Annotated in this window: 10 protein-coding genes; 5 read left to right on the forward strand and 5 right to left on the reverse strand. The window is 65.8% G+C overall.

What is annotated here, in order from left to right; translation table 11 throughout:
* Positions 1-17 precede the first annotated feature (17 nt).
* The 5 genes from BCY78_RS14050 to argE all read right to left on the reverse strand — a co-directional run bounded on the left by BCY78_RS14050 (position 18) and on the right by argE (position 5637).
* Complete coding sequence (locus BCY78_RS14050) at positions 18-1187, reverse strand: M20 aminoacylase family protein (RefSeq protein ID WP_068302955.1); 1170 nt, start codon at positions 1185-1187, stop codon at positions 18-20.
* Positions 1188-1192: 5 nt separating this feature from the next.
* A complete protein-coding gene (locus BCY78_RS14055; protein WP_068302957.1) occupies positions 1193-2365 on the reverse strand; it encodes a M20 aminoacylase family protein in 1173 nt (390 codons plus the stop codon).
* A 64-nt stretch (positions 2366-2429) separates the two neighbouring features.
* The gene (locus BCY78_RS14060; protein ID WP_068302959.1) at positions 2430-3779 is read right to left on the reverse strand and encodes an FAD-binding oxidoreductase; all 1350 of its coding nucleotides are present in this window, start codon (positions 3777-3779) and stop codon (positions 2430-2432) included.
* Complete coding sequence (locus BCY78_RS14065; protein WP_068302962.1) at positions 3776-4465, reverse strand: type 1 glutamine amidotransferase; 690 nt, start codon at positions 4463-4465, stop codon at positions 3776-3778. Before BCY78_RS14065 ends, BCY78_RS14060 begins: the two co-directional genes overlap by 4 nt.
* On the reverse strand, positions 4462-5637 hold the full coding sequence (gene argE, locus BCY78_RS14070) for an acetylornithine deacetylase (protein ID WP_068302965.1): 1176 nt from the start codon (positions 5635-5637) through the stop codon (positions 4462-4464). The genes BCY78_RS14065 and argE overlap by 4 nt, the downstream gene beginning before the upstream one ends.
* A 269-nt stretch (positions 5638-5906) precedes the next feature.
* On the opposite strand from argE, the gene BCY78_RS14075 reads away from it, so the two are divergent.
* The 5 genes from BCY78_RS14075 to BCY78_RS14095 all read left to right on the forward strand — a co-directional run bounded on the left by BCY78_RS14075 (position 5907) and on the right by BCY78_RS14095 (position 11706).
* A complete protein-coding gene (locus BCY78_RS14075; RefSeq protein WP_068302968.1) occupies positions 5907-6926 on the forward strand; it encodes an ABC transporter ATP-binding protein in 1020 nt (339 codons plus the stop codon).
* A complete protein-coding gene (locus tag BCY78_RS14080; protein WP_068302971.1) occupies positions 6923-7924 on the forward strand; it encodes an ABC transporter ATP-binding protein in 1002 nt (333 codons plus the stop codon). The genes BCY78_RS14075 and BCY78_RS14080 overlap by 4 nt, the downstream gene beginning before the upstream one ends.
* A gap of 55 nt (positions 7925-7979) precedes the next feature.
* Positions 7980-9686 carry a peptide ABC transporter substrate-binding protein gene (locus BCY78_RS14085; RefSeq protein WP_068302973.1) on the forward strand — a complete coding sequence of 569 codons (1707 nt, stop codon included), beginning with the start codon at positions 7980-7982 and terminating at the stop codon, positions 9684-9686.
* 96 nt (positions 9687-9782) lie between these two features.
* The gene (locus tag BCY78_RS14090; protein WP_068302975.1) at positions 9783-10793 is read left to right on the forward strand and encodes an ABC transporter permease; all 1011 of its coding nucleotides are present in this window, start codon (positions 9783-9785) and stop codon (positions 10791-10793) included.
* Positions 10786-11706 carry an ABC transporter permease gene (locus BCY78_RS14095; protein WP_068302976.1) on the forward strand — a complete coding sequence of 307 codons (921 nt, stop codon included), beginning with the start codon at positions 10786-10788 and terminating at the stop codon, positions 11704-11706. Before BCY78_RS14090 ends, BCY78_RS14095 begins: the two co-directional genes overlap by 8 nt.
* The last annotated feature ends 261 nt before the right edge of the window (positions 11707-11967 follow it).

Here is an 11967-nt window from a genome sequence, read left to right on the forward strand (position 1 = left end):
GTCTCAGGCGGCGGCGCTCAGGCCGAAATCGGCATGCGCTGCTCGGCCAGGGTGGCGAACCAGCTGCAACCGGCCGGGATCGCCTCGTCGTTGAACTCGTAATGCGGGTGGTGCAGATCAGCGGAATCGCCGTTGCCCAGAAGGATGAAGGCGCCCGGACGGACGGCCAGCATTTCCGAGAAATCCTCGCCGCCCATCGACGGCGTGACATCGGTGTTAACGCTGCCCGCGACGGCCTCGGCGGCCTTGATCGCATGGCCGGTCTCGGCGGGCGCGTTGATCGTCGGCAGCACGCCGTCGCCATAGGTGAACTCGATCGTCGCGCCGTAAGCCGCCGCGGTCGCTTCGGCCACCGCCTTGATGCGGTCGCGCACCAGCTCCTTTGTCGGCACATGGAAGGTGCGCACGGTGCCAGTCAGTTTGGCCGAGGCCGGGATCACGTTATGCGCCATCGTATCCGTGGCAAAGCCCGTCAGCGAGACGACCGCCGGCTGCAGCGGGTCCACATTGCGCGAGACGATCTGTTGCAGCGCCATCACCACCGCCGAAGCCGCGAGGGTCGAATCGAAGCAGACATGCGGCTGCGCGCCGTGGCCACCCTTGCCCTTCACGATAATCTCGAAGAAATCCGCCGCGGCCAGCAGCGGGCCTTCCTTGATCTCGAAGGAGCCCACCGGCGTGCCGGGGTTATTGTGCAGACCGTAGATCTCCTGCACGCCGTAGCGGTCCATGACCCCCTCGGCCATCATCGCCTTGGCGCCGCCGCCGCCCTCTTCCGCCGGCTGGAAGATCAACACGACCTTGCCGTCGAAATTGCGCGTCTCGGTCAGATACTTGGCCGCGCCGAGTAGGATCGAGGTATGGCCGTCATGGCCGCAGGCATGCATCTTGCCGGGATGGGTCGAGGCATGCGGCAGGCCGGTCGCCTCGATGATCGGCAGCGCGTCCATATCGGCGCGGAAGCCGATGACCTTGCCCGAGGCGCTTTCGCGGCCATGGATCACGGCGACGATGCCCGAGCGGCCGACGCCCTCCTCGATCTCGTCGACCCCGAAGTCGCGCAGCAGGGCTGCGACCTTGGCAGTGGTCTTGGGCAGGTCGAACTGCAGCTCGGGATGGGCGTGGAAATCCTGACGCCAGGCGGCGATCTCGGGGAGAAGTTCAGCGAAACGGTTCTTGATCGGCATCTGTCTTACTCCAGCGGCATGCGGCGTTCGGCGAGGGTGACGAACCAGCTGCACCCGACCGGGATGGCGTCGTCGTCGAAACGATAGGCGGGGTGGTGGCACATCGGCGTGTCGCCATTCCCGAGGAAGATATAGGCGCCGGGACGGGCCTCGAGCATGAAGGCGAAGTCCTCGGCGGGCATCACCGGCTTGGTGTCGCGCTCGACATTGGCCTCGCCCACGACCTCGGCCGCGCAATCGGCGGCGAACTTGGCCTGCTCGGGGTGGTTCATCGTCACCGGGTAGCCCCAGCGGTAATCGACCTCGGCCGAGGCGCCATAGGCGGTGGCGGTCGCCGGGGCCAAGGCCATGATGCGCTCATGCGCCAGTTTGCGCAACTCGGGGTCCAAAGTGCGGACCGTGCCCTTCAGCGTGACCTCATGCGCGATCACGTTCGAGACCACCGAATCGGTGTGGAAGCTGCCAACCGTGACCACGACCGAGCCCAAGGGGTCGATGTTGCGCGCGACGATGGATTGCAAGCCGATGACGATATGGCTGGCCACGAGGGTCGTGTCGATTGCGGCATGGGGCATCGCGGCATGGCCGCCGCGCCCGGTCACCTTGATCTCGAATTCATCGGCCGAGGCGAGCAGCGCCCCCTCGCGGATCGCGAATTTGCCGACCGGCTCGCCGGGCATGTTGTGCAGGCCGTAGATCTCCTGCACGCCCCAGCGGTCCATCAGCCCGTCATCGACCATCGCCTTGCCACCGGCCCCGCCCTCTTCGGCGGGCTGGAAGGCCAGCACCACGGTGCCGTCGAAATTCCGCGTCTCGGCCAGATACTTGGCGGCACCCAGCAGGATCGCAGTATGGCCGTCATGGCCGCAGGCATGCATCTTGCCCGGCGTCTTCGAACTGTAATCGAGCCCCGTCGCCTCGGTGATCGGCAGCGCGTCCATATCGGCGCGAAAACCAATGACCTTGCCCGAGCCACGCTTGCGCCCGTGGATCACGCCGACGACACCGGTCTGGCCGATCCCCGGCACCACCTCGTCGCAGCCGAACTCCTTCAGCTTGCCCTCGACCACGCCGGCGGTGCGCGGCAGGTCGTACATCAGCTCGGGGTGTTCGTGCAGGTCATGCCGCCAGGCGGTGATCTCGGGATGCATCTCGGCAAGACGGTTGCGGACGGGCATGGCGACTCCTTGGATTTTCTTCACATGTGAAGGTGGCGCGGATTTTTCCGCCGGGCAAGAGGGCTCAGAGAGCCGGCCCCGGCTTCAGCGTGCTGCCGTCGCTGAAGCGCGAGAAGCGGAAACGCTTGAGGTCATGGCGCGGGTCTTCGCCGGTCACGAGGTCGGCCAGCACCCGCCCGACGGCGGGGCCGATACCGAAACCATGGCCCGACAGGCCGGTGCCGACCACAAGGCCGGGCAGCGCGGCAATGCGGTCGATGACAGGCACGACATCCGGCAAGCTGTCGATCATCCCGCCCCAGCGGGCGCGGACACCCGGCTTGCCGATCTTGGGGAAGACTTGGGCGAAATCGTCGAGGGCCTTGTTCAGCGCGGCGGCGTCTGGCGTCGGGTTCAGAACGCGCATCGCCTCGAACGGGGTGGCTTCCTCGGGCGACCAGCTGCGCGGGGTGCGCCAGCTGTCGGGCCAGTTGCGCGGCGACCACGGCTTGAACGTTGTGCTGCGATAATTCTCCCGCGCCTGATGCCAGAACGGGCGCAGGTGGCGGAAGGCATCGGGCCCGATGAACATCGTATGGGCCGAGGACGCCGCCAGCGTCACCCCGCCATCCGCCCGGCGGCGGAAGCCGATGCGGCCATCGGCGGCGGCACTGTCGAAGGCGGTGTCCAACGGATCGGTCGCGCAGACCGACGACAGGATCGACAGCTGCGGCAAAGTCAGCCCATGCGCGCGCAGAAACAACGAGGACCACGCACCGCCCGCCAGCACCACGGCATCGGCGCGGATCGGCCCGATCTCGGTCGAAACGCCGACCAGACGCCCGCCCTGAATATCCAGCCCCCGCACGGCGCAATGCTCGCAAATCGTCACGCCCGCCTGCGCCAGCGCACGGGTGATCATCGGCACGGCGACCCAGGGCTCTGCCCGCGCATCCGAGGCGGTGTGCAGCGCACCTTTCCAACGGTCCGCAGCCGCGCCCTTGATCAGCTTTCCCGTCTCGGCGGCCGAGACCATCCTGGTGTCCAGCTCATACTCTCGGGCATGGGCCATCCAGGCCTCGAAATCTTCGAGATCCTTGTCGGTATCGGCCAGATAGGTGACACCGCTGCGCTTGAACCCGAGGTCGCGCCCCAGCCGTTCCGACCAGCGCTCCCACAATTGGCGGGCTTCCAGCATCAGCGGGATCTCGGCCGGGTCCCGGCCCTGCACGCGGATCCAACCCCAGTTGCGGCCCGATTGCTCGGCCCCGACCCGGCCCTTTTCGCACAGCACGACTTGCAGGCCCTTGCCGGCCAGCTCCCACGCCGCACTGATCCCGGCAATGCCGCCCCCGATCACCACCACATCCGCCGCCTCGGGCACATAGCCCAGATATTCCGGCGTGGCATTGGCGGTGAAGGGGAAGGCGTTCATGCGAAGAACTCCGTCAGGAAGGCGTTGAACCAGCGGTCGATGCGGGCGTCCTGCTCGGCCAGATGGCGATCCTGCTCATCGCGGGTCTGGCTGCCGGGACGGCCATAGGGCGCACCGTCGAGGTCCTGCCAAAAGCGCATGATCTCGGGCGTGACCTCGGGGTGGAACTGGAACCCGTAGGCCGAGCCAAGCCGGAACGCCTGAGTCGGGAACAGCTCGCTATGGGCCAGAAGCTCGGCGCCCTCCGGCAGCGCGGCGTAATGCCAATGCCATTGCGGCATCCGCGCCGGGCCATCGGGCAGGAAATCATGTCCGGCCTCGGTCGGGGTCACGTCGTAATAGCCGAATTCATAGGCAGAATCGGAACGCGTCGTGACCTCGGCCCCATGGGCATAGGCGATGCATTGGGCGCCCAGACACAGGCCCAGCACCGGGATATCCGCCGCGACGAGACGCCGGGTAAAGGCGTGCTCGTCGGCAAGATAGGGGTAGAGGTCGGTCTGGTAGATCTCCTGCGCGCCGCCGTAGATCACCACCGCCGCGATATCGTCGAAGCTCTCGGGCAAGGCGTCACCGTTGCAGGGCGCGATCTCGTCATAGGCGCGGCCCTGCGCTTGCAGGAAAAGCCGCACCCGGTCCGGGAACGGCGCGTCGTAGCCATGGCCGATCAGCAGAACACGGCTCAACGGCAGAGATCCTCGATGAGCTTGTCCATGAAGACCTCGCCCGCCGCGAATTGCTCCAGCGTCAGGTATTCGTCCGGCTGGTGCGCCTGCGCGATATCGCCCGGTCCGCAGACCACGGCGGAATAGCCACGGACCTGGAACTGCCCGCCCTCGGTGCCGTAGCTGACGACGTGCTCGCCGTTGTCCCCGGTCAGGCGACGGGCCAGCGTTTCGGCCGGGCCACCCATCTCAGGCGCCAGCGGCGGCACGCCGAAGGTGCTGTCGAGCTCGATATAGGCCTCGGGGCGGATCGCCTTCATGCCGATTTCCACCTCGCGGGCGGCCGCGACGATCTTGTCGCCCCAGCCGGTATCGCCCGGCACCTGACGGGCCGAGATCAGGAACTCGCAATCCTTGGCGGTGATGTTATGCGCGGTCCCCCCCGAGATCACGCCGACATGCAGCGTCGAGAACGGCGGATCGAACGGCGCGGCCAGCGGATTGGGCGGGGCCGAGGCGGCGTTGGCCGCGTTCATGTCGTTGCACCATTGGATGAGGCGCGCGCCCTCCATCACGGCACTGACGCCGTAGGGCTGCAGCGAGGAATGCACCTCGAAGCCGTGGACATGGACCTTCACGCCCACCCCGCCCTTGTGGCCGGTCACGACCTTCATCATCGAGGGCTCGCCCACGATCACCGATTCCGCTCGCGGCAGGTCCGAGGCGATCATCGCCTCGACCAGATCGACGACGGCCATGCAGCCGACTTCCTCGTCGAAGGAAAGGGCCAGCTGCAGCGGCTTGGCCAGCGGCGCCTTGGCCGCCTTGACCAGCGCCCAGATCGCCAGCGCGTCGAAGCCCTTCATGTCGCAGGCGCCCCGGCCGTAGAGCTTGCCGTCCTTCTCGACCAGCGTGAACGGGTCCGAGGTCCAGGCCTGCCCGTCCACCGGCACCACATCCGTGTGGCCCGAGAGAATCACGCCGCCCGGCGCGTCGGGGCCAACCTGCGCATAGAGATGCGCCTTGGTCCCGCAGGGCGACATCACCCGGTGGCTGGGGATGCCCTGAGCGGTCAGATAGCCCTCCACCCAGTCGACCAGCGGCAGGTTGGTGTCGCGGCTGACCGTCGGAAAAGCCACGAGGGTTTCAAGAATCTGGCGCGGGTTCAGCACTGCGCCGTCGGGGTTCGTCATGGAGGTTCTCCGCCTGCTACCCGGCGCATCCTCGCCGTGGCCGAATACAGAGGTCAAGCCCAAGAAAGCTGCAATGGGCTGGCACCCGCTATGCAGAATCAGGGGGTTCGGTTCTGATTTTGCTCAATCTGTGGGCAAGTGACGTCATTCCACAAGCGTATAACAGCACATATTCAGGCTTGCCCGATGATCCGAATATTGCCAAGCTCGACGAAACAAACGCCGAGTCAGAAACTGACCGGTAGATAAAAACTAACGGGGAGACGCGCATGACAGAGGGCGCGAGTCCGGTTCTTGAGGTCAAGAACCTGAAGACGGTTTTCAGTACCCGATCGGGCGAAGTACACGCCGTGAATTCCGTCAGCTTTGACCTCAAGCCGGGTGAGCTGTTGGGCGTCGTGGGCGAATCCGGGTCCGGCAAATCGGTGACGATGATGTCGCTGCTGGGCCTCCTGCCCTCGCCACCCGCCGAGGTGCGCGAAGGTCAGGTGTTGCTGGGCGACACGGACCTGCTGAAGATCGGCGAAGACCGCCTGCGCGAAATTCGCGGCAAGGACATCGGGTTCGTCTTTCAGGATCCGATGACCTCGCTGAACCCTGTGTTCACCGTCGGCTTCCAGCTGACCGAGCCTCTGAAGAAGCACATGGGCCTGAAGAAGGCCGCCGCGCGGGACCGTGCGGTCGAGCTTCTGGAACTGGTCGGCATCCCCGATGCCCGCCGTCGCCTTGACGATTATCCGCACCAGTTCTCGGGCGGGATGCGCCAGCGGGTGATGATCGCCATCGCCTTGGCCTGTGACCCGAAAGTGCTGATCGCGGACGAGCCGACGACGGCCCTCGACGTGACCATTCAGGCGCAGATCCTGGAGCTGGTGAAAGAGCTTCGACAAAAGCTGGGCATGGCCATCATCTGGATCACCCATGATCTGGGCGTGATCGCCGGCATCGCCGACCGCGTGATGGTCATGTACGGCGGTCAGGTGGCCGAGCACGGCCCGGTGCGCGAAGTCTTCCGCAACCCGGCGCATCCCTATACCCGCGCGCTGCTGCAGACGATGCCGAAGATGCACGGCACCCGCGATGCCAAGCTGCGCGTGATCGAGGGCCAGCCGCCGATGCTGGGCCGTCATCCGACCTCGTGCCCGTTCATGGCGCGCTGCGTCCATGCCTTTGACCGTTGCGCCGCCGAGAACCCGGCGCGCCGCGATATCGACCCCGGCCATGACGTGGCCTGCCATTGGGACCATCGCAGTGCCGATGCCGCCCTCGTCACGGAGACCCCGGCATGAGCGAGCAGAAACGCAAGCTGGTCGAGGTTCGCGACCTGAAGATGCACTTTCCGATCTATGGCGGCGTTCTGCGCCGTCAGGTCGGGGCGGTGAAGGCCGTGGACGGCGTCTCGTTCGACATCTTCGAGGGCGAGACGCTGGGCGTGGTGGGCGAATCGGGCTGTGGCAAGTCGACCGCCGGTCGCGCCGTGCTGCGCCTCTACGAGGCCACCGCGGGCTCGATCCGCATCGACGGCGACGACATCGCCACCCTCCCGCCGGAAACGTTGCGCCGCAAGCGTCCCAGCATGCAGATGGTGTTCCAGGACCCGCAGGCCTCGCTCAACCCGCGCATGACGGTGGCGGGCATCATCGGCGAGCCGCTGGACGAGCATACCAACTGGTCGCGCGCCAAGAAGCTGGAGCGGATCTACGAGCTGATGGACGCCGTGGGTCTCAACCGCGACTTCGCCAATCGCTATCCGCATGCCTTCTCGGGCGGTCAGCGGCAGCGGATCGGCATCGCCCGCGCGCTGGCGCTGAACCCCAAGTTCATCGTCTGTGACGAACCCATTGCCGCGCTGGACGTGTCGATCCAGGCGCAGGTGGTGAACCTGCTGGAAGAACTGCAGGACCAGTTCGGCCTGACCTATCTGTTCATCTCGCACGACCTGTCGATGGTGCGTCACATCGCCGATCGCGTGGCGGTGATGTATCTGGGCAAGATCGTCGAGCTGGCGCCGGTGTCGCGCCTCTACGACGCCCCCCTGCACCCCTATACCGAGGCCCTGCTCTCGGCCGTGCCCGAGCCCGATCCCTCGCTCGAGGCGCGCAAGGACCGGATCGTGCTGAAGGGCGATGTGCCCTCGCCCGCGAACCCGCCCAAGGGCTGCAACTTCTGCACGCGCTGCCCGAAGGTCATGGACCTCTGCAAGGATGTGGAGCCCGAGACCATCGAAGCGGCGCCCGGCCATTACGTGGCCTGCCACCTGGTGACGAAACCCCAGACCGCCGGCTGAACCGGCGGCATGTGAGGTCGAGCACAATATGACAAACCCAACAAGGAGAGGTTTAATGAAAAGCAGAATGGCCCTGTTCGGGGCTGCTGCCACCCTCGCGCTGATGCCGCTTGCGGCCGCGGCCGAGCGTGGGGACAGCGGGCACCTGAACATCATCTATTGGCAGGCGCCGTCCATCATGAACCCGTACCTCTCGGGCGGGACCAAGGACGTCGAAGCCTCGTCGATCGTGCTGGAGCCGCTCGCGCGCTACAACCAAGACGGCGAGCTGGTTGCCTGGCTGGCCGAAGAGATCCCGACCGTGGAAAACGGCGGCGTGGCCGAAGACCTGATGTCGATCACCTGGACCCTGCGTGAAGGCCTTCTGTGGTCGGACGGCACGGCGGTGACCTCGGCTGACGTGGCCTTCACCGCGGAATACTGCATGCATCCCGAAGGCGGTTGCGCGCAGGCCTCGTTCTTCAACGACGTCGACAATGTCGAAGTCGTCGATGACCGCACCGTGATCGTGCACTTCACCGTGCCGAAGCCCGTGCCCTACCTGCCCTTCGTGACCGCCCAGTCGCCGGTCCTGCAAGCCGCCCAGTTCGCGGATTGCCTTGGCGCCCGCGCTCCGGAATGCACCGAAGCCAACTTCTATCCGATCGGCACCGGCGGCTTCCGCGTCGTGGACTTCCGTCCGAACGACGTGATCCAGATGGAAGCGAACCCGAACTATCGCGATCCCATGCTGCCCCATTTCGCCACGCTGACCCTGAAGGGCGGCGGTGACGCGGCCTCGGCCGGTCGCGCGGTGATGGAAACCGGCGAGATGGACTACGCCTGGAACCTGCAGCTGGCCCCCGATGTCATCGACACGATGGCTCAAGGCGGTCGCGGTATGCCCGTGTCGGCCTTCGGCACGCTGGTCGAGCGTATCGAAGTCAACCTGACCGACCCGTCGCCGGATCTGGCGCCGGAAGTCCGCTCGACGCTGGAAGCGCCGCACCCGGTCCTGTCGGACATCCGCGTGCGTCAGGCCCTGTCGATGGCCATCGACCGCGAACTGCTGGTCGAAGTCGGCTATGGTCAGGCCGGTCAGGTGACCTGTAACCTGGTCCCCGCCCCGCCCGCCTTCGCCTCGGACGCCAACGACGCCTGCATGGTGCAGGACCTCGACGGTGCCCGCGCGCTGCTGGACGAGGCCGGCTGGACGGTCGGTGGTGACGGCATCCGCGTGAACGCCGACGGCCGCCGCCTGGTTCTGGACTACCAGACCTCGACCAACGCCGTGCGTCAGGATTTCCAGGCCCTGATCCAGCAGTGGTGGCGCGAGATCGGCGTCGAAGCCAACCTGCGCAACATCAACTCGTCGGTCTTCTTCGGTGGCGACCCCGGTTCGCCGGACACCTTCCAGAAGTTCTATGCCGACGTCGAGATGTACGCGAACAACTTCAACGGCACCGACCCCGAGCAGTATCTGGGCGCCTACCGTTGTGGCCGCGAGCCGCGTCCGTCGACCCAGTGGCAGGGCGAGAACATCAACCGCTACTGTGACCCGGCCTATGACGAGCTGCACCTGCAGCTGGCGCAGACCGCCTCGATCGACGAGCGTGCCCGCATCGCGCGTGAACTCAACGACATGCTGATGCAGAACTTCGTCATCATCCCGCTGGTCCACCGTGGCCGCGTCGATGCCCACTCGACCACCCTGGGCGGCGTTGCGCTGAACACCTGGGACTCGGGCCTGTGGAACATCGCCGATTGGTACCGCACCGAGTGATCTGAGTACGATCTGACACTCACCGGGTCCGCCCCGCGCCCCAGGCAAAAGGGGCGGGCCCATTTGACGGAACGCTGAACCAAGGCGCCGAACCCCATGTTCAACTACACCCTGCGACGGTTGCTGCTGGCAATCCCGACGCTTTTGTTCATCGCTCTCGCCATCTTCCTGTTGCTGGAACTCTCGCCCGGCGACCCGATGGCAGACATGCCCCTCACCATCCCGCCCGAAGTGCGCGAGCAGATGCGCCTCGCGCTGGGTCTGGGCGAACCCTGGTACACCCGCTTCGTGAAGTGGCTCTACCTGTTCTCGGTCGTGGAACCCAGCCATGTGCTGGCCAACATGACCGGCCTCGACTGGCTGGCGCTGGAAGGGCAACGGATCATCTCGTTCCAGACCCGCTCGCCGGTTGGCGACATCATCGCGCAGCGCCTGCCGCAGACGCTGTGGGTCGTGGGCCTGAGCTACATCTTCGGCATTCTGGTGGCCCTGCCGATCGGCATCTGGTCGGCCTATCGCCAGTACAGCTGGTTCGACCAGGCGGGCACCTTCGTGTCGATGGTCGGCTTCTCGCTGCCGACCTTCTTCACCGGCCCGCTGTTGATGCTGATCTTCTCGATCTGGCTGGGCTGGTTCCCGATCATCTACGACACGACATTGGTCGTCGACAGCTGGGGCGATTTCCTCACGCAGCTGAGGCAGATGGCCATGCCGGTCTTCGTGCTGACGCTTTACAACGCGGCGCAGATCACCCGCTTCATGCGCGCCTCGATGCTGGACAACCTGTCGCAGGATTACGTCCGCACCGCCCGCGCCAAGGGCATGACCGAGAATGTCGTCCTGCTGGTCCACGTCCTGCGCAACTCGATGATCCCGGTGATCACCGTCATCGCGCTGGGGATCCCGCAGATCTTCACCGGCGCCATCATCACCGAGCAGATCTTCCGCGTGAACGGCCTCGGTCAGCTGCTGATCACCGCGATCTATGCCTCGGATATCCCGATGGTGCTGACCCTCTCCGTCGTGTTCGCCATCCTGATCGTGCTCTTCAACCTGATTGCCGACCTGCTCTACGCGGTGTTCGACCCGAGGATCCGCTATGACTGACGCCACCGCCCCCAAGGATACGGCCAAGATCCGGCCGCCCCGCAACCAATGGTGGGATGTCTGGGACCAGTTCAAGGTGCACAAGGGCGCACTCGCGGGCTCGCTCGTGTTCATCCTGATCTTGCTGTTCTGCTTCGTCGGGCCCTGGCTCTGGCCCTATGACGCGACCTATATCGACATCCGCTCGCGCAACCAGGGCATGAGCTTCGCCCATCCCTTCGGCACCGACCAGCTGGGCCGAGACATCATGGCCCGGATGATGGCCGGGGGTCAGGTCTCGCTGGCGGTGGGCATCGTCGCCATGCTGCTGTCGATCTTCATCGGCACGCTGATTGGTGTCGCCGCCGGCTACTTCCGCCGCGCGGACGGCATGCTGATGCGTCTGACGGACCTGTTCCTCGCCCTGCCCCTGCTGCCCCTGCTGCTGGTCATGTCGATGCTGTTCCGCCAGCCGCTCTCGGCAGTGTTCGGGGTCGAGACGGGGATGTTCCTGCTGATCGTCGCGGCCATCGGCATCACCTCGTGGATGCGAACTGCCCGCGTCGTGCGCGGCGATGTGCTGGCCCTGAAAGAGCGCGAATACGTCCTCGCCGCACGCTCGATCGGCACGCCGAACCGCCGGCTGATCCTGCGCCACATCCTGCCCAACGTGCTGTCGCCGGTCATGGTCTCGGCCACGCTGATGATCGCCACCGCCATCATTACCGAAAGCGCGCTGAGCTTCCTCGGCATGGGCTTCCCCCCCGATTTCCCGACCTGGGGCCGGCTTGTCTATGACGGGATCGACTACCTGCAGCAATATCCTTCGCGGGCGATGCTGCCGGGCGTGTTCATCTCGCTGACGGTCCTGAGCGTGAACTATATCGGTGACGGACTACGCGACGCTCTGGATCCCCGCATCCGCGGACGCTGACCGCGGGCAAATCGGACAGGAAGAAGGGGGCCCTCGGGCCCCCTCTTTGCTGCGCAAATTCACCCCCGAGGATATTTAGGGCACAAAGATGCGCGCGGTTGGAAGCATGCACTCCATTCCCGCTCACCTTGTTGCAAATACTCAACGACGGTCGAGGACCGCGCGCCCCGCCTCATCACTCTGCGGCAAATACTCGATCGCAGGTTCCCCAAGGCACCGCCTAAGGCGCAGGGCAGCCGAGGCGCACGGGGTGGGTGGGCG

This window comes from Pararhodobacter sp. CCB-MM2 (assembly GCF_001691415.1).
Taxonomy (GTDB): domain Bacteria; phylum Pseudomonadota; class Alphaproteobacteria; order Rhodobacterales; family Rhodobacteraceae; genus Pararhodobacter.

Bases quoted from the DNA above. Each gene is read 5' to 3' on its own strand.
- BCY78_RS14080 (WP_068302971.1), top strand. From the start codon at position 6,923: ATGAGCGAGCAGAAACGCAAGCTGGTCGAGGTTCGCGACCTGAAGATG.
- BCY78_RS14075 (WP_068302968.1), top strand. From the start codon at position 5,907: ATGACAGAGGGCGCGAGTCCGGTTCTTGAGGTCAAGAACCTGAAGACG.
- BCY78_RS14060 (WP_068302959.1), bottom strand. From the start codon at position 3,779: ATGAACGCCTTCCCCTTCACCGCCAATGCCACGCCGGAATATCTGGGC.
- BCY78_RS14095 (WP_068302976.1), top strand. From the start codon at position 10,786: ATGACTGACGCCACCGCCCCCAAGGATACGGCCAAGATCCGGCCGCCC.
- BCY78_RS14055 (WP_068302957.1), bottom strand. From the start codon at position 2,365: ATGCCCGTCCGCAACCGTCTTGCCGAGATGCATCCCGAGATCACCGCC.
- BCY78_RS14090 (WP_068302975.1), top strand. From the start codon at position 9,783: ATGTTCAACTACACCCTGCGACGGTTGCTGCTGGCAATCCCGACGCTT.
- argE (WP_068302965.1), bottom strand. From the start codon at position 5,637: ATGACGAACCCCGACGGCGCAGTGCTGAACCCGCGCCAGATTCTTGAA.
- BCY78_RS14085 (WP_068302973.1), top strand. From the start codon at position 7,980: ATGAAAAGCAGAATGGCCCTGTTCGGGGCTGCTGCCACCCTCGCGCTG.
- BCY78_RS14050 (WP_068302955.1), bottom strand. From the start codon at position 1,187: ATGCCGATCAAGAACCGTTTCGCTGAACTTCTCCCCGAGATCGCCGCC.